This window comes from Desulfoluna spongiiphila, from assembly GCF_900101345.1.
Classification (GTDB): domain Bacteria; phylum Desulfobacterota; class Desulfobacteria; order Desulfobacterales; family Desulfolunaceae; genus Desulfoluna; species Desulfoluna spongiiphila.
In genome coordinates this window covers 20,117-38,506 of sequence record NZ_FMUX01000021.1, presented here as the reverse complement: position 1 = coordinate 38,506, position 18,390 = coordinate 20,117, and the positions used below count along the sequence as shown (strand labels likewise).

General features: G+C 60.4%; 14 protein-coding genes. 9 read left to right on the top strand and 5 right to left on the bottom strand.

The features are described from left to right. Positions 1-113: 113 nt before the first annotated feature. The 3 genes from recN to yedF all read right to left on the bottom strand — a co-directional run bounded on the left by recN (position 114) and on the right by yedF (position 3,163). Positions 114-1,820 (bottom strand): DNA repair protein RecN, encoded by a 1,707-nt coding sequence (recN, locus tag BLQ12_RS21795; RefSeq protein WP_092214096.1) that lies wholly within the window; start codon positions 1,818-1,820, stop codon positions 114-116. A gap of 191 nt (positions 1,821-2,011) precedes the next feature. Continuing rightward, positions 2,012-2,365: an Hpt domain-containing protein gene (locus BLQ12_RS21790; protein ID WP_092214094.1), complete on the bottom strand. Its 354-nt coding sequence runs from the start codon at positions 2,363-2,365 to the stop codon at positions 2,012-2,014. Positions 2,366-2,569: 204 nt separating this feature from the next. Next, on the bottom strand, positions 2,570-3,163 hold the full coding sequence (yedF, locus tag BLQ12_RS21785; RefSeq protein ID WP_092214093.1) for a sulfurtransferase-like selenium metabolism protein YedF: 594 nt from the start codon (positions 3,161-3,163) through the stop codon (positions 2,570-2,572). A gap of 449 nt (positions 3,164-3,612) precedes the next feature. Between yedF and BLQ12_RS21780 the strand changes: the two genes are divergently transcribed. Next, entirely contained in the window at positions 3,613-4,551 is a 939-nt protein-coding gene (locus BLQ12_RS21780; RefSeq protein ID WP_092214091.1) for a tetratricopeptide repeat protein, read from the top strand. Between the two features lie 46 nt (positions 4,552-4,597). After that, positions 4,598-5,776 carry a TraB/GumN family protein gene (locus BLQ12_RS21775; RefSeq protein WP_092214089.1) on the top strand — a complete coding sequence of 393 codons (1,179 nt, stop codon included), beginning with the start codon at positions 4,598-4,600 and terminating at the stop codon, positions 5,774-5,776. A 702-nt stretch (positions 5,777-6,478) separates the two neighbouring features. Here the strand turns inward: BLQ12_RS21775 and purN are convergent. Then, positions 6,479-7,234 (bottom strand): phosphoribosylglycinamide formyltransferase, encoded by a 756-nt coding sequence (purN, locus tag BLQ12_RS21770; protein WP_254782095.1) that lies wholly within the window; start codon positions 7,232-7,234, stop codon positions 6,479-6,481. Positions 7,235-7,433: 199 nt separating this feature from the next. Between purN and BLQ12_RS21765 the strand changes: the two genes are divergently transcribed. The 7 genes from BLQ12_RS21765 (at position 7,434) to parC (ending at position 16,637) form a co-directional block, all read left to right on the top strand. Further along, on the top strand, positions 7,434-8,645 hold the full coding sequence (locus tag BLQ12_RS21765) for an EAL and HDOD domain-containing protein (protein WP_092214085.1): 1,212 nt from the start codon (positions 7,434-7,436) through the stop codon (positions 8,643-8,645). Positions 8,646-9,017: 372 nt separating this feature from the next. Then, a complete protein-coding gene (gene trxA / locus BLQ12_RS21760) occupies positions 9,018-9,344 on the top strand; it encodes a thioredoxin (RefSeq protein WP_092214083.1) in 327 nt (108 codons plus the stop codon). Between the two features lie 192 nt (positions 9,345-9,536). Then, positions 9,537-10,457, top strand: a complete 921-nt coding sequence (trxB, locus tag BLQ12_RS21755) for a thioredoxin-disulfide reductase (protein WP_092214081.1) — start codon at positions 9,537-9,539, stop codon at positions 10,455-10,457. Positions 10,458-10,460: 3 nt separating this feature from the next. Then, positions 10,461-11,129, top strand: a complete 669-nt coding sequence (locus BLQ12_RS21750; RefSeq protein WP_092214079.1) for an outer membrane protein assembly factor BamD — start codon at positions 10,461-10,463, stop codon at positions 11,127-11,129. Between the two features lie 278 nt (positions 11,130-11,407). Further along, positions 11,408-11,602 (top strand): 50S ribosomal protein L28, encoded by a 195-nt coding sequence (rpmB, locus tag BLQ12_RS21745; RefSeq protein WP_092214253.1) that lies wholly within the window; start codon positions 11,408-11,410, stop codon positions 11,600-11,602. A gap of 516 nt (positions 11,603-12,118) precedes the next feature. Then, on the top strand, positions 12,119-14,032 hold the full coding sequence (gene parE / locus BLQ12_RS21740) for a DNA topoisomerase IV subunit B (RefSeq protein WP_302846799.1): 1,914 nt from the start codon (positions 12,119-12,121) through the stop codon (positions 14,030-14,032). 328 nt (positions 14,033-14,360) lie between these two features. Beyond that, positions 14,361-16,637, top strand: a complete 2,277-nt coding sequence (parC, locus tag BLQ12_RS21735) for a DNA topoisomerase IV subunit A (protein ID WP_092214077.1) — start codon at positions 14,361-14,363, stop codon at positions 16,635-16,637. Positions 16,638-17,168: 531 nt separating this feature from the next. Here the strand turns inward: parC and BLQ12_RS21730 are convergent. Continuing rightward, on the bottom strand, positions 17,169-18,065 hold the full coding sequence (locus BLQ12_RS21730; RefSeq protein WP_092214074.1) for a DMT family transporter: 897 nt from the start codon (positions 18,063-18,065) through the stop codon (positions 17,169-17,171). Positions 18,066-18,390 lie beyond the last annotated feature (325 nt).

The following is an 18,390-nucleotide window of genomic DNA, read 5'->3' as shown; positions in this document are numbered from 1 at the left end:
CTTTTCATCGTCTCACCGCGGCAGCGCCGCAGATTGTATCAAAAACAACCCCGCATAAAACGGGTTCAAATCTTCCGTCAGTTCCGTACATTATGGGCACTTTTTGCCTCTTGTCAAGAGCAGGAGAGCATCTCGCGTGCGTGGTCCAGCGTGGCACGGGTCACTTCGACGCCGCCCAGCATGCGGGCCATTTCATCCACACGGCCCTCCTCGGAGAGGGGGGTGATGGAGGTGCAGGTACGCCCGTCCACCACCTGCTTTTCAATGCGGTAGTGGTGATGGCCGAACTTGGCGATCTGGGGCAGGTGGGTAATGCACAGGACCTGGTGGTGGCCTGCGATCTCCTTGATCTTCATGCCCACCACCTCGGCCACCCCGCCGCCGATGCCGGAGTCCACCTCATCAAAGACCACCGTGCCCACGGCGTCCCCTTCGGCCAGGATGGTCTTCACGGCAAGCACCACCCGGGAGAGTTCCCCGCCCGAGGCGATCTTGGCCAGGGGTTTTTCCGCCTCCCCCACGTTGGGGGCGATCATGAAGACAGCCCGGTCCATGCCGGTCTCTCCCATGCGGATCCCTGCGGGTCCTTCGGCGGTGCCGCCGGACTCCGCCCCCAGGGGGGCCACGGCCACGTGGAACCTGGCCCGGGGCATCTCCAGGTTTTTCAACTCCTTTTCCACCAGGGTGGAGAGCTTCGCGGCCGCCTTCTGCCGCTTCTCGGAGAGGGTCAGGCACAGGGCATGCAGGGCTTCACGGGCCTCGGCGATGGCCGCCTCCAGCCCTTCCATCTCCACTTCCAGGTTCTCCAGGGAGGCCAGCTCGGCGTCGATGGCCTGCTGCCGGTCCAGGAGCTCCGAGAGATCGGCGGAGGCGCCCACGTACTTTCGCTTAAGCTTGTTGATGAAATCGAGTCGTTCTTCGGCGGCATCCAGGGCCCGCTCATCCACGGTGATGCCGTCGCGGTACTGCTGAAGGTTCCGGGAGAGGTCCTCCACCCGGTAGCAGAGCTCTTCGGCTTCCGTCAGCAAAGGCGACATGCCGCCGTCGGCACCGGCCCCTTTCTCCAGCTCTTTTTTAAGCTGGGTAACCCGCTCGTAGACCGCCCCTTCCGCCGTGTAGAGGGTCGCCACCCCGTCCCCTGCGGTACGCAAAAGGGATTCGGCGTTTCTTAAGCGCACGCGCTCCGATTCGAGAAAGGCATCTTCCCCCGGCTCCAGGGCTGCGGCGTCCAGCTCCTCTTTCTGAAACCGCAACAGCTCTTCCTGCTCTTTCTGGCGCTGTTTCAGGGCCTCTTTTTTCCGAAGGGTTTCAAGCAGGGGCGCCAGGGCGTGGAAAGCCCGGGCCACTTTGTCGCGCATGGGCATGAGCCCTGCAAAGCGATCCAGGAAGAGAAGGTGAAGTTCCTCTTTTAAAAGGGCCTGGTGGGCATGCTGGCCGGAGATGCTGGCCAGGTTTTCCGTGAGTTCGGCCAGAAGCTGCATGGTGGCAAGGCGGCCATTGATATAGACCCGGTGGCGATCCGTTGCGGAGATGACCCGCCGCACGAGGAGGCCTTCGGCGGGATCGTGTCCCATGGCCGAAAGTTTCTCGGCCGTGTCGCTGCCCTCTGGAACGGCAAAAAGCCCCTCCACTTCGGCTGCGGCCTCTCCGGTACGCACAAGGGACGCAGAAGCCCGCCCACCGAGAAGAAGATTCAAAGCGTTGATAATGATCGATTTCCCCGCACCGGTTTCCCCGCTGAGGACGGTCAGTCCTTCGCCGAAGGAGATGGAGAGATCATCAATGATCGCAAAATGTCGAATGGAAAGATCTGTGAGCATGGGCGATGCCTTCCCCCCGGAATTGACGTGATGTCCACAATACACAGCTGCTCGCCCAAGGCATGGGGCGCCGGTATGTTATGTCACAGCATCCCGTCTTTGTAAAGCAGGCCCCGGGAAGGCGCCGCCGAGCCAAAGGGTAAAAAAAGCAGAAAGCCGCAGTGGAGATAACCGGCTGAAACATCCGGTCATCACGCCATGAAGCCTTTGAGAAAGGCCCACATCTTGCCGCACTCCAGCTCCAGGTCCGCCAGTTTCGACTCAAGTTCCATGAGCTTGCGGCCCCGGCCCGACTTCTCCAGTTCAAAGGCCGCTGCGGCGGCGGGTCTGGCCGCAAGGTAGGTGAGGCTCCCTTTCAGGGCATGGGCCGCCCTCTCCAGGGACTCGCCGTCCCCCTTTGCCGAAGCGTCTCGGATGGCCCCGATCATCTCTTCATAGTCACGGGAAAAATCAACCAGGCACTCCCGGATCAACGCCCGGTCGCCGCCCATAATGTCCATGAGCTCGTCTACATCGATGGGAGCCTCGTCGTGGGTGCGTTTCATGGATGATGGGTTCCTTCGTATAAAGGGGGCGGCCCCGGCCGGAGCCAACCCGTTGAAACGTCAGACATACATCCTGTTGCCTTATGGGGTCTTCCTGGCAAAAAAGTATACCGAAGCCTTTTCCCGGGGTCAAAACAAATCATGGGCGCGGCAGGGGCCGCACCCATGAAAAAGGAATCGCACTGACGCCGCATCACCGGGTCATTACATGTTGATCACCTTGTCCGCCACCTGGAGACTGGTGACGATGTCGAGCATGTTGGTGGTAACCCCGGCCCCCTTGTCGCCCATGAGGCCGAAGTGTTCCAGGCAGGTGCCGCAGACCAGGAGGCTCACGCCGCTTTTTTCAAGGGCTGAAAGCTCGGCCAGGGTCTCGGTGTCCCGGCAGACCAGCTTAACCCCCTCGTTGACGAGCATGATCCGCCAGAGGCTGTCCCCCATCTCCGGCAGGGTCTTCAAAAAGTTAAGCATGAGCTTGGAGCCCAGGACCAGGTCCCCGGTTCCGATGGTGTCGTGGGTGATCATCACCAGAACAGACCCCTGGGCACCCACGGCTTCAGGTGCCACAGGCGCGCCCCCGGCCTCGGTGCGGTGGCCGGACACCGTAAACAGGTCCCCGCTTCCGTCCAGGGCCGTGGTAAATCCCTGGCCCTCAAGGAACCGGGTCACGTTCTCGGCGGCGGCTCGGTTGTCCACCAGCACGTCGAGTTCAAGGCAATCGGCGGCCTCTTCAAGGTACGCCTTCGTACGGATCACGGGCTGGGGGCATGCCAGCCCTTTAAAATCGAGTTTTTCCATGATATTCCTTCAATCGGTTATCCGAAAAGAGTCCAGGCTATGTGTTGCGGGCCCACACCGGGGCCTCGGTTCATCCTGTCGTTTCCCTTACCGGGCGGGGACATACGCCGCAGCCCGTTCGTTTTGAATAATCTCCGGCACACCGGGCCCTGTCCAATTGTTTCTATCGATACAAATCCGCTTTTCCATAGACACTCTCCCTGGCGAGCCCTCCGGAGTTTTTTGGTGACATGGGCAAAGTGATGGGTGTATATATGATGGCCTTGTATTGCAAGGTGTTGGAGCCCGAAGAAGTACAGCATAATGGACTCTGCAGCAAGCCAAACACATGATTTTGTAGAGCGTTGCCCTGGGAAGCCGTTTATACGACCCCATGGTCGCCCCACTCAACGACCCGTGATGTACCACAAAAATCACAGCCTCAGTTCATGCTGCTCCCAGGAGGTGCAATGCCCATGAGACCCCTTGCGCTGTTCGTATCGATTGCGATCCTCGCCGGATGTTCCGCCTGCGCCACCGGCGGCAAGGCCCCTGCGCCCACCAACCCGTTTCACACCAAGGGCGTCCGCGCCCTGGCCGGAGGCGACCGACTCGCCGTCCAGGGGTGTTCCCAGAAGGCGATGGAGAGTTACTTCAAGGCCGTGGAGCACTTCACCCTGGCCGACGATCAGGACGCCCTGGCAGCCTGCTTCAACAACATCGGCAACGTCTACCTGGAAAACGGGCAGGCTGGAGAGGCCCTGGTCTTCTACGAGCAGGCATTATGGATCTACGAAAGCAGAGAGGACACCCGGAGCGAAGTCCGGGTACTGACGAACATGGCCGCCGCCCACCTGATGAGCAGGTCTTCGGTTCTGGCGGAGAGCCGGCTTGACCAGGCGGACAGCAGCGCCCTTGAGGTGGGATTCTCCTGGCCCCAGACACAGGTTGTCCGGGCCAACCTCATGCGGGAAACCGGGAACGCCCAGGGGGCACTGGCCGCGCTTCAGGCCCTTGCCCAAAAGAAACAAAGCCCGGGTCCCGCCTTCGACGCCTCCCTGAACGTGGCCCTCGGCAAGAGCCACCTTTATCTGGGACGTTTTGATGAGGCCTTTTCTGCATTCTCCAACGCCCTGAAGGTGGACCAGGAGCGGGGCGCCCTGCTCCGCATGGCCGGAGACCTTCGGGAAATGGGCCGCTGCCTGGCACTCATGGAGCAACCCAAGGACGCGGCCTGGCATCTTCAACGGGCCCTGGGCATTGCCCTGCTCCTGGGCGACGAAACCGAACAGGAGGTCACCGAGACCATGTTGACAGACCTTCCCGGGGAGATCGGCTCCACGCCCGTCCCCGATTACTTTTTGGAGCGGTGGGCCCAAGGCGACAGCAGCACATCGCCCTGCGATTGACCCGCACCCCCACTGACATGTGAACCACAAGGGATACCTTAGTATAATGGAATCAACGGAAAAAAACTCAGAGATGGTCAAGCGCCTGACGCGCGACGGCAAAGAGTACCTCATCATCGGCACCGCCCACGTCTCGCGGGAGAGCGCCGAGCTTGTGGAGCGCGTCATCGAGGAAGAGACCCCGGACACCGTCTGCGTGGAGCTCTGCCAGGCGCGCTACCAGTCCATGACCGATCCGGACACCTGGCGCAACATGGACATCATCAAGGTGATCCGGGAAAAGAAATCCTTCCTGCTCCTGGCCAACCTGCTTTTGGCTTCGTTCCAGAAGAAAGTGGCGGAAAAATTCGACATCAGGCCCGGCGAGGAGATGATCCGCGCCGTGGCCAAGGCCGACGAAGTCAACGCCGAGTTGGTCCTTGCCGACCGGAATGTCCAGACCACCCTGTCCCGGGCCTGGCACTCCATGGGCTTTTTCAAGAAGGTCTCCCTGCTGTTTCAGATGCTCCTCTCCGTGGGCAGCGCCGACGACATCGAGGAAGAGGAGATCGAAAAGCTCAAAAACCAGGACATGCTCGAAAGCGTTCTGGAAGACGTGGGCAAGTCCCACCCGGCCTTAAGGGAGATCCTCATCGACGAAAGGGACCGCTACCTGGCCCACAACATCCGCCATGCGGCAGGTGACAAGGTCGTGGCCGTGGTGGGGGCCGGGCACCTCCCCGGAATCCTGCGCTACTTCGACAACACCATCGACATCTCGGAACTCGACGAGGTCCCCCCGCCGGGAAAGACCGGTAAGGCCCTGAAGTGGGGCCTGCCCCTTCTGGTCACCGCCCTTATCATCTACGGGTTTTCCAGCGGCGGCGCCGAAGCCGGTGCCGGCATGATGGGCTGGTGGATCGCCGCCAACGGTATCCTGGCAGGCATCGGGGCCATCATCGCCTTCGGCCACCCCGCCACCGTTGCCTCGGCCGTCCTCGCCGCTCCCCTGACCTCCCTGAACCCCATGGTAGCCGCAGGCTGGGTCTCCGGCCTCGTGGAAGCCTTTGTGCGCAAGCCCAAGGTCATGGACTTCGAGAGCCTGGGAGACGACATCCTCTCCGTCAAAGGCTTCTGGCGAAACAAAGTCACCCGGGTCCTCCTCGTGGTGGTCTTCACCAACCTCGGCAGCACCATCGGCACAGCCGTGGCCCTGCCCATGATGGCCCGGATCCTGCACGGATAAAAGCAGCAAAAAAAGCAAGCCTCCGGCGGCGAGGTGTGCCACCTCGAAAGCAGGCTGCCCTTGCGCTTCGCCCTTCGTTCCTCAGGGCAAATCGCAAGGGCATTTGTTGCGGATTACGACCGGAATCTTGCGTCCGCATTGGCGCAACGCATCATGGTGCCTCCGGCCTTGATCATCGTTAAGGCCACCTTCCCGTTTATCGCACCACCCGCATCGTGAAGCCCGGCAGTATCCCATAACCAACATGGGTTCCCGCCTTCGCGGGAAAGACGGTACAAAGTGTGATGCACTTCGCACCTCCTCGTCTTCCCCGGCTGCCCGGGAAAAGGGGCCGGTTGTACCGTTTTGCTGTCCGGCTCTTGCCACCTTTCGTATCGTCAAGAGACCGGGGACCCATGCCCGGAATTACATGGTCCGCCTGTAGTATGGTGACCAAAGGTAATTCGCGGTTTTTATGGTCCTGGCCGAAACGATGACTAAGGCCGTGCCTCCCTCCCTCAAGCTCCCCCGAAAAACAAAAAACCGGGCCATGGATAATGTAACGTCCATGGCCCGGTTTATACGTCCTGAGAACACAGGCAAGACTCGCCCGTACTGACACCGATCACGTAAAAACAACGTCCCCGGCCTTTTCAAAATGTGTCACAACGCCGATACAACCTTGACCGCTGATGACGAGCGCCCTGAGGCTTTCGAGGTGGCTCACCTCGCCGCCGGAGGCAAAATCTCCACCACGCGGGTGCCCTGGCGTTCCACGACATTGAGGCGATCTTCGGCATAGAGGCCGATGCAGTCGGGAAAGAGGCGCCACTCTTCGGCAAGCCCTTTTTTCTTGACGGCATCCAGGTCGTCGGACGATTCGATGGGAAAGCAGCTCTGGCCGATGATGGGGCCGGAGTCCTCGCCGTAGTCCACGAAATGGACGGTGCAGCCGCCTACCTTGCAGCCATAGCGGAAGGTGTCCCCGTAGCCGTCGGTACCGGGAAAGGCCGGGAGAAGGGCCGGATGGATATTCATGATGCGGGGACGGTTTGAATCGGTGTTGAGGGCATCGATAAAGTAGGGCGTCAGGACCCGCATGAACCCGGCCAGCACCAGGAGATCAATTTTATACGGTGCCAGCGCGGCCAGGAGGGCGGCTTCGGCCAGGGCACGTTTTTCGAGAAAGGCTTTCAGGATATCGGGGTCGGAGCCTTTCATCAGGCTCTGCCTGGAAGCCACGGTCTCCAGGGAGAAGTCCTCCGGCAGGGCAGCCCCCTCTTTCCAGCGGGCAAAAAAGGCGCTGTAATCGGTAACAAAGGTGGGAATTCCCGCCTTTTCCGCTCGTTCCAGACCCTTTGCATCGGGGTTGTCCGAGCCCACGCAGGCAATCTCCACATCCAGGGCGCCAACGGCCACGGCATCCATAATCGCCTGGAGGTTGGACCCTCCCCCGGAAACAAGCACACCGATTTTCATCTTAGAATTCCCTTTCATCCGACTCCTTTACGAATTTATCGCGTCCACCCGTGGCAAAACGCTTCTCTCAAGGGGTGATCGACTCTTTTTCTTTTGACCGCCCCCCGTCGTTTCCATATACTTCGACTCTTGCACCGCCAACAGGACCGACACCAGGGCTCGGCCGGCATCAACGGCAAACCGGGAGTAATAGTAAGAGATGGATACCCATATTGCACGGCAACCGATCTTCGATACACACACGCAGGTCTACGGTTATGAGCTTCTTTTTCGAAACGGCAGGCACAACGCCATGCCCGAGGAGATGGACGGGGACAGGGCCACGTCTCAGCTCCTCTCCAGCAGCTTCTTTACCATAGGCATCGACACCTTAACAAACGGAAAGTACGCCTTTATAAACTTCACGGAAAAACTGATAAACACCGGAATCCCCAGCCTTTTCCCCTGGAAACAGACCGTCATCGAAGTTCTGGAGACCGTGCCCGCCACCGCCGAGGTGATCCGGGCCCTGACCGTTGCCCGCGCCAAGGGCTACACCGTGGCCCTGGATGATTTTGTACTGGACGCCGCTTCCAGCCCCTTTCTCGATGTGGCGGACATCATCAAGGTGGACCTCCTTGACACCCCGGCCCACAAGGTGGAAGCCCTGGCGCATTCCGCCCGGGAAAAGGGGATCACCCTCCTGGCAGAAAAGGTGGAGTCCAAAGAGGTCTTCACCTGGGCCTCTGAGCTGGGCTTTACCTTGTTTCAGGGCTACTTCTTCTGCCGCCCGGAGATCATCTCGGGAAAAGAGATCCCGGCGGACAGCCTCACCCTGCTGCGGCTGGTGGCCGAGATCAACCGGACCGACGTGGATGTGGAGGCTGTGGAGCGCCTCGTGGTCACGGATGTGGCCATCGTCTTCAAGCTCCTCTCCCACTTGAACAGTGCGTGGTACGGGCTCAAGGCCCCTGTCTCCTCCCTCAGGGAGGCCTTGCGGATGCTGGGCCTGGATGAGGTGAGGCGCCTGGTGGGCCTCATCGCCATGGGCAACATCTCCGCCGGCGTCCCGACAGAGCTGCTGCGCGTCTCCGCCGTCCGGGGGCGCCTGTGCGAGCTTGCCGTGGGCCGTTCCAGCCTTCGCACCGACCCCACGGAGCTCTTCACCCTAGGAATTTTCTCCCTCATCGACACCATTTTGCACCGCCCCATGGAAGAGGTCCTGAGCCGCCTGCCCCTCTCCCCGGCCACGGTGGCGGCCCTCACCAGGGGCACCGGGCCCCAGGCCCCGTTCCTTCGGTTTGCCAAGGCCTTTGAGCAGGGACAATGGGACGAAATGGCCCGGGAGGCCCGCACCGTGGACCTTCCGGAACGCCACATCGGAAAAATCATCACCGACACCCTCTCCTGGAACCAGGGCCTGCCCGTGTAGGTGACCGCCGGATCGCAAAGGGGGGCATCCGCCACAAGCCCCCGGCGCAACAGGGCTTTCCCATTGCCCCCAAAGAAGGTATACTCAAAAAAATCCATGGCACCCATCAAAAAGCTGAGCCCTTGACAACACCGCCGGCACCCCGCCCGGCCCATCCGCCCCACCCGCTGCCCCGGCTCATCCCCATCTACCGGGGATGCCACCGTTTTTTTGCGCCGCAAGGCCACGCCACGGGCACGCCCCGCAACCCGGAGCATTCACAGGCCCGGGATTCCCAAGGGGGGCCACTTGACAAGCCTGCGAAGCGTAAATATATTTCAACGCAAAGAAAATCATCGAAAAACAACCCATATCAAGTAAAGGAAAACGATCATGGCTGAAGGTATCCTCAATATTACAGATGACACGTTTGAAACTGAAGTGATGAGCGCCGACCTTCCCGTTGTTGTGGACTTCTGGGCCCCCTGGTGCGGCCCCTGTCGAGCCATCGGTCCCATCATCGAAGAGCTCTCCGGCACGTACGACGGCAAGGTAAAATTCGTAAAATGCAACGTGGACGACAACCCCCTCTCCCCCAGCCGCTATGAAGTGCGCGCCATCCCCACCCTGCTCTTCGTCAAGGGGGGTGAGATTGTGGACACCATCACCGGCATGACCGCCAAGGCCAAGCTGGAAGAGACCATCGGCAAACTTCTCTAAGACTTACCCGATGACCGCGCGACACTTCACCGGCACGGCGTCCCGGCGCGGGGCGTAAGCCACTTTTTTTTTTGCGCAGGCATCTTACGGACGGAGCACGTCCCGACGGAACAGCAGCCCGCTTTTCCCGCCACCCGGCGGAAAAAGCGGGCTGCACCGTCACCGGCGCCCCGTCGATTCTGGATGGAATACATGGCAGAGACCAACTACGACCTGATCATCATCGGCGGCGGACCCGCCGGACTCACCGCAGGCATGTACGCATCCCGCGCACGCCTCAACACCGTCCTGGTGGAAAAAGTAGCCACGGGCGGCCAGGTTCTCATCACCGACTGGATTGAAAACTATCCCGGCTTCCCCGAGGGCATCAGCGGCCCCGACCTCTCCGACAAGATGCTGGAGCAGGCCCGCCAGTTCGACCTCCACTTCGAATACGGCGAAGTGGAAAAGGTGGAACTCAAAGGTGAGATGAAGTCTGTTACCATCGGGGACAAGGTCCTCACGGCAAAGACCATCATCATCACCACCGGCGCTTCCCCCCGCACCCTCCACGTGGGCGAAGATAAATTCCACGGCAAGGGCGTCTCCTACTGCGGAACCTGCGACGGCCCCTTCTTCAAGGAAAAAACCGTTGTGGCCGTAGGCGGGGGCGACACCGCTGTCCAGGAGAGCCTCTACCTCACCAAATTTGCCAAAAAGGTCTACCTCGTTCACCGACGTGACCAGCTCCGGGCAGCCAAGATCCTTCAGGAACGGGCCCTGGCCAATGAGAAGATCGAAATGGTCTGGGATTCCGTGGTCACCGGCATGGAAGGATTCTTCGGCCTCGAAGGCGTCACCGTCAAAAACGTGAAGACCGAGGAAGAGACCAAGATCGCCGCAGACGGCTGCTTTATCTGGATCGGGATCCTTCCCAACACCGACTTTCTGGGCACCGACCTGGAGATGGATGAGTGGAACTTCATCAAAACCGACGCCAACATGGCCACCAACATTCCCGGTGTCTATGCCGCCGGCGACGTCCGCAGCACCCCCTTGCGCCAAATCGCAACGGCAGTGGGCGACAGCGCCATTGCCGCCACCTCGGCTGAACACTATCTGGAAGGGCACTGATCCATGAAGCGTTTGATCTCCCTGGCCCTCATCGCCTTGACAGCGCTGACCCTTGTCTCCTGCGGTCCCAAGAACAAGGAAGAGAAACTGGCCCCCGAGCTGGCTGAAGATGCCAGGGTCCAGTTTGAAAAAGAGCGCTACGATGAAGCCATCAAGATTTACACCAAGCTCAGGGACTGGTATCCCTTCGACAAGCTTGCCATTGAGGCGGAGTACAACATCGCCGAAGCCCACTTCAACATGGAAGCTTACGACGAGGCCGCCCTTGCCTACGAGGAGTTTGAAAAGCTCCATCCCCGGCATGAGTCCATCGACTACATCATCAACCAGCAGGCCCTTTGTTATTTCAACCGGCTGGACACGGTGGACAGGGATCAGGCCCAGGCCATCAAGGCCATCTCCATCTTTACGCGGCTGATCAGGCAGTACCCCGACAGCGCCTATGTGGAAAAGGCAAAAGAGAAGCGGGAACTCTGCTTGAAAAGCCTGGCCGGTCACGAGATGTACGTCGGTCGTTTTTATCTTAAAAACAAAAAGTACGAGAGCGCCCTGCACCGGTTCCAGACGGTGATAGACGCTTACGCCGGTCTCGGGTTTGACGAAGAAGCCCAGGAGCTGGCCGCCCGATCCCGGGAAAAACTGGCCGAAGAGAAGGCCGAAGGCGCTGAATAAGCCGCCGTCTTCTTTTCACCAGTCCCCCATAGCCATGCAGGAAGAAAAAAGGGCAGGCGCCAGAGCGCCGGCCCTTCTTCCTGTTTGATTCGAAGCGATAAAAAGGCTTTACACGGCCTGACTTTTGTTTTATACAGACTCGTTATTTTTTTACGTCACCTGACGCCTTGACGGGTTCGTAAAAAAGAGCCGGTAAACCACTTGTGTCTTGCCGAATGGATATCCGGCCCTACCGGCCGTTTTACAAAGCCATCAACGTGAAAAAAGGAGTGTGCAACATGTCCAAGATGTGTGAAATATGTGGTAAAAAACCCATGGTTGGCAACAACGTAAGCCACGCCCACAATGTCAACAAGCGCCGTTTCAATCCCAACCTTCAGAGCGTTCGTGCCATGAAAAACGGCGCCGTGAAGAAGATGACCGTCTGCACCAACTGCATCAAGTCCGGCAACGTGATCAAAGCCGCCAAGTAGTTTTCTGGCACGGCTTGCATGATCGGTTCGTAACGCGCCCGGTTGATGTGCTCCGTCACAGCGCGGAGGTGTTGCCGCACGGGTAGTTTCACCTTGCAGACCCCGGAACACAAGCAGACACCGCCCGGTTACGCTCCCCATCATCATCCCACGTACCGCCGCAGAAGACCTCAGGCTCTCTTGACGCCCATCGGCACCTGTTCGAGAGAGCCTGCAGTGTTTTCCGCCCAAGAGCCCGCACCACCCAACCCGTCGTTATGTTTCACGATAGGTACCTGCCCGCACCATCCCCACAAAAAAATTGCGAAAACTTCAAAAAAGGTTATGATACCGAAACCGGAGCGCCCCAGGCGGCCATCCCCTGTGCTGCCTTCGTTATGAGGCCTGCCTCACGAGGGTCCCCACTCCGGCATCGATAAACCCCACGGCACATGCGGCGTGCGCCGCCCTTGCCGGATTTATCCCTTGAGTCAAAAAACCATGAATCGGATTTTCTAGGAGCGTTGTTTCACCGCTATGGACATGGATGTAAAACGATATGATGCGGATGCCATTGAGGTCCTGAAGGGCCTCGACCCCGTCAGGCGTCGACCGGGCATGTACACTGACACCGATCGCCCCAACCACCTGGCCCAGGAGGCCATCGACAACAGCGTGGACGAGGCCATCGCCGGCTACGCCGACAAGGTCTCGGTGGTGCTCTTCGATGACGGCTCCCTGGAAGTGAGCGACAACGGCCGCGGCATGCCCGTGGACATCCACCCCGAAGAGGGAATCACCGGTGTGGAGCTCATCATGACCCGCCTCCATGCCGGTGCCAAGTTTTCCGGCAAGAACTACACCTTTTCCGGGGGCCTCCACGGCGTCGGGGTTTCGGTGGTCAACGCCCTGTGCACCCGGGTGGAAGTCGAAATCCGGCGGGAGGGCAAAAAATACGCCATCGCCTTTGAGCACGGCAATACCGTTGAGCCCCTGACCCAGGTGGGCGAGGTGGGCCGACGGAACACGGGCACCACCGTCCGCTTCTGGCCCGATGCCAGCTACTTTGACTCGCCCAAATTCTCCGTCCGACGGCTGATCCACATTTTAAAGGCCAAGGCGGTCCTGTGCAAAGGGCTCACCGTCTGCTTCCGGGACATCCCCGGAGGAGAAAAACACCAGTGGCACTACGAAGACGGCCTTTCCGCCTACTTGACGGAGAGCCTGGGCGACGTGGAGCAGGTCCCCTCGCCCCCCTTTGCCGGGGAACTCGAAGGGGACAGCGAAGCGGCCTCCTGGGCCGTCACCTGGCTCCCCGACGGCGGCGGTGTAATCTCCGAGAGCTACGTAAACCTCATCCCCACGGCCCAGGGCGGCACCCATGTCAACGGCCTGAGAAGCGGTCTTCTGGCCGCCCTGCGCGAGTTCTGCGAGATCCACAAGCTGCTCCCCCGGGGGGTGCGCCTGGCCCCTGAAGACATCTGGGAGAACTGTGCCTACGTCCTCTCCGTGAAGATGGCGGATCCCCAGTTCTCGGGCCAGACCAAAGAACGCCTCTCCTCGCGGCAGGTCGCCGCCTATGTCTCCGGCATTGCCAAGGACGCCTTCAGCCTCTGGCTCAACCAGAACACGGCCGAAGGGGAGTTCCTGGCCGAACTGGCCCTTGCCAGGGCCCAGAAGCGCATGAAGGCGGGCAAAAAGGTGGCGCGCAAGAAGATCACCCAGGGCCCGGCCCTTCCCGGCAAGCTGGCCGACTGCGTGGAGACGGACATCAAGCGGACGGAGCTCTTCCTGGTGGAGGGGGACTCGGCAGGCGGTTCGGCCAAACAGGCCCGGGACCGCCAGACCCAGGCCATCATGCCCCTGCGCGGAAAGATCTTGAACACCTGGGAGGTGGAAGCCGAAATGGTCCTGAACTCCAAGGAGATCCACGACATTGCCGTGGCCCTGGGCGTGGACCCCGGCTCCGACGACCTCAAGCAGCTTCGCTACGGCAAGGTGTGCATCCTGGCCGATGCGGACTCCGACGGCCTGCATATCGCCACCCTGCTCTGCGCCCTGTTCCTCAAGCACTTCCGCCCCCTGGTGGAAGAGGGCCATGTCTATGTGGCCATGCCGCCCCTCTTCCGCATCGACATCGGCAAAGAGGTGCACTACGCCCTGGACGAATCGGAAAAGCAGGGCATCCTGGACCGCATCGCCAAGGAGAAAAAACGCGGCACGGTCAACGTGGTCCGATTCAAGGGCCTGGGGGAGATGAACCCCCTGCAGCTCCGGGAGACAACCATGGCCGAAGACACCCGGCGGCTGCTCCAGCTCACCACCGGAGACGAGGACGACGCCCCGGACGCCCTGTTCGACATGCTCCTTGCCAAAAAACGGGCCGGAGACCGGCGCAGCTGGCTGGAGACCAAAGGCGACCTCGCCGAGGCCAACACCCTGGTGGTATAGCTTACAGCCATACCTCCGGCGGCCCTGCCGGGGGCTAAACTTTTGAAAAGTTTAACAGACAGCGCTTAAGCGCCATATTTTAAGTTTTCCCCGACACAAATACGGATGTGATCGAGGGGTAAAGCGCATTCGTCACCAGCGTTCAAGGTGGCACACCTTGCCGCCGGAGGCTTTTTTTAGATCTGAATAGTTCCCCCGAGGGGACAGGGGTTACCGACATACTTTTTGTGGTTTGTCACACCGGAAGCAACCAGGGCTGTGAAACCACCTCAACGACGAACCTGGGGCGCAGGGGATGTATCCCTGCCCGCCGGAGGCATTTTTTGGAATGAAACACGAAACGCATTTCACCGAAGAGGGTGGCGAGCAGCAGCCCATCAAGCACTTTGCCGAGGACGCGTACCTGGAGTACTCCATGTACGTCATCCTCGACCGCGCCCTGCCCCATATCGGAGACGGGCTCAAGCCGGTCCAGCGCCGCATTGTCTACGCCATGAGCGAGCTGGGCCTCAAGGCCACGGCCAAATACAAGAAATCGGCCCGTACCGTGGGCGACGTGCTGGGCAAGTTCCATCCCCACGGGGACTCGGCCTGCTACGAGGCCATGGTGCTCATGGCCCAGGACTTCTCCTACCGCTACCCCCTGGTGGACGGCCAGGGCAACTGGGGAGCCCCTGACGACCCCAAATCCTTTGCCGCCATGCGATACACCGAATCCCGCCTCTCCCCTTACGCCCAGGTGCTCCTGGATGAAGTGGGCCAGGGCACGGTGAGCTGGATCCCCAACTTCGACGGCACCCTGGATGAACCCGCCGTGCTTCCGGCCCGGCTGCCCAACCTCCTGCTCAACGGCACCACGGGCATTGCCGTGGGCATGTCCACGGACATCCCCCCCCACAACCTCCGGGAAGTGGCCGATGCCTGCATACACCTCCTGGACCACCCCGACGCCGACACCCGGGATCTCCTGGACCACGTCAAGGGTCCCGACTTCCCCACCGAGGCCGAGATCATCACCCCGGCAGACGACCTGCGCAAGCTCTATGTCACGGGCCACGGCTCCGTAAAAATGCGGGCCGTCTGGTCCCAGGAAAACGGAGACCTTGTCATCACGGCCCTGCCCTACCAGGTCTCCGGGGCCAAGGTCATCGAGCAGGTCGCCGCCCAGATGCAGGCCAAAAAGCTCCCCATGGTGGGGGACCTGCGGGACGAATCCGACCACGAAGCCCCCACCCGCATCGTGGTGGTGCCCCGGTCCAACCGCATCGACAAAGAGGCCCTCATGGACCACCTCTTTGCCACCACGGACTTAGAGCGCAACTACCGGGTCAACATGAACGTCATCGGCACCTCGGGCAAACCCCAGGTGAAAGGGCTTGTCCAGCTCCTCTCCGAGTGGCTGGAGTTCCGAAAAGAAACGGTGACCCGCCGCCTCACCCACCGCCTGGAGAAGGTGAGAAGGCGCCTGCACATCTTAGACGGCCTGCTGGTGGCCTTCCTCAACATCGATGAGGTCATCGCCATCATCCGCAGCGAGGACAAGCCCAAACCGGCCCTCATGGACCGATTCGGCCTCACCGAGCAACAGGCCGAGGCCATCCTTGAGCTGCGCCTGCGCCACCTGGCCAAGCTCGAAGAGATGAAGATCCGCGGGGAGCAGGAAGAGCTTGCCAAGGAGCGAGACGCCCTTGAAAAGGTTCTGGGCTCCAGCAAGCGCCTCATCAAGCTCATCCAGAAAGAGATCAAGGCCGACGCCAAAACCTACGGCGACGACCGCCGCTCCCCCGTGGTGGAACGCCAGGAAGCCCAGGCCCTCTCCGAAAAGGACCTCATGCCCACGGAACCCGTGACCCTGATCCTCTCCAAGAACGGATGGATCCGCTCGGCCAAGGGCCACGACGTGGACCTCTCCCGCATCAAATACAAAGCCGGGGACGAGCTCCTCTGCGCCGCCGAAGGCAAGAGCTCCCAGTTCGCCGCCTTCATCGACTCCACGGGCCGGAGCTACAGCCTGGAGTCCCATACCCTGCCCTCGGCACGGAGCCACGGAGAGCCCCTGACCGGCCGGTTTACCCCGCCCTCAGGGGCCACCTTCCATCACATGCTCATCGGCAGGCGCAAGGACAATTTTCTCCTGGCCTCGAACGCGGGCTACGGGTTCATCGCCACGTTTTCCGACCTGCTAAGCAAAAACCGCGCGGGCAAAGCGCTCCTCACCCTGCCCGCAGGGGCCCTTCCCATCCCGCCCCTTTCCGTCCCCGAGCTGGACGAAACCCTGCTGGCCGCCATCACCAGCGAAGGGCGCATGATCATCTTCCCCTTGCGGGACCTGCCCATGCTCCCCAAAGGCAAGGGCAACAAGATCATCAACATCCCCTCGGCCAAGGCCAAGGCAGGGGAAGAGCTCCTCATCCGCCTGTTCACCCTGCAGAAAGAGAGCAGCATCGTCATCTACGCCGGCAAGCGCCACCTCACCCTCAAACCGGGCAACGTGGCCGAATACATCAGCTCCAGGGGCCTGCGGGGCAAAAAGCTCCCCCGTGGCTACCAGAAGGTGGACCGCGTGGAGGTCAAGGAACCGGAACAACCCATGCTCATAGGGTAAGAACGACGCAAAAAAGCGGACAAAAGCGCTGCCTCCGGCGGCGAGGTGAGCCACCTCGAAAGCAGGTTGCGAATGCGCTTTCCCCTTCGTTCCTCAGGGAAAATCACATTCGCCTATGGTTCAGATTAAACTGAATCTGTTTTTTTAACCTGTTAATCAAACTTTTCAAACGTTTGGCCCCCGGCAGGGCCGCCGGAGGCATCTTTAACGTGGCTGCCTCCGGCGGCAAGATGAGCCACCTTGAAAGCTGGATGCCGCTGCGCTTTAACCCTCGTTCCTCGGGTCAAACCACAGCGGTATATTATTTAGAATCGTGGTTTTATTTTATGCGTAGCTTCGCAAAGGCCTGCCGCACAGGAGTGCGGTACCCCAGCCCCCTCCAACCAAAAAACGCCCTGCCGACACACCGGCAGGGCGTTTCTATTTCCCTGTTATCTGTTCCCCTTAGCCATTCCCCCTTCACCCCTCCCCCAAACAAAAAATGCCCCGCCGACACCGACAGAGCATTTCTATTCCCTATTACCTAATTCCCTAATTCACCCTTTGCCTTTTACCCTTCCCCACCTTCCACGTCTCCGACACCACCATCCCGAACAGAATGAGAGCCGCCCCCCAGAACTCCATGCGCCCCATGGCTTCCCCTGCCAGGGCCCAGGCAAACATAGCGGCAAAGACCGGTTCCAGACAGAAGATCAGGGCGGTATCCGACGGTGAGACCCACTTCTGGACCGTGGTCTGGATGAGGAAGGGAAGGACGGTGGCCAGAAACGAGCACAAGAGAAGGGCCACGGCGATCTCCGGTTTCCAGGAGAACAGGGGCTGCCCCTTGGCAAGGGCCGTTGCCCCGAAGATCACGCCGATGGTTCCAAGCTGGACCACGGCCAGCCAGTAGCTGTCGCACCGCCCGGCATAGCGGCCGGTGTAGAGGATGTGCAGGGCAAAAAACAATGAGCAGCTCAGGGCGTAGAGATCCCCCCGGTTCACGTGGCCAATGCCCTCCCCGCCCAGGAGCCCGCACATCAGGTAGATCCCTCCCACGGCCAGGACCGCGCCCACGGCCTTGGGGGCTTCCAGCCGGCGCTTGAACAGGGGAACGGCAAGGATGGGCACCCATACCACGTTGAGGCCCGTCAAAAATGCGGTGTTGGATGCGGTGGTATCGATAAGCGCCACGGTCTGCAGGCCGTAGCCTGCCACCACAAGGCCCCCCAGGAGCATCCCGCGCCCCAGGGTGTAGGGAGTCAGCGGGGCCTTGGCCAGGGGCCGGGCCAGAAACAAAAGGCCAAAGGCCAGCAGGAACCGCTGAGCCAGAAAAAAGGAGACCGACACATCATCCAGGGCCCCCTTGATCACAGTAAAGGTCATCCCCCAGAAGAAGGCCACCAGGACCAGCCCGCCGATGCCCACAAGACGTTTGTTGCCGTTCATTCATCACTCCCGCAATTCAAGCAGCTGTAATCACAGGGCCCGCCGATGTCGGGTGCCCCTGGGGCCAGCCTGCCGCCCCGAAGGCGGCCCGTAAAACACTCCTGCGCCTCTGCCACACACCATGGAAAAGGCGCAAAAGAAAAGAGTCTACACCATCTTTGCCCATGGCCGGTAACCTATTTTCACCATGGCGTCAATCCTGGGGGACAGATTGACACCAACATGCCGATCTGATAGTTTATTTCCTAGTATATCAACCCGCAGATCCTGCCGGTCAGCCCAGGATTTCGAGCCCATGATACACCGGGACGAATTCACGCCAGAA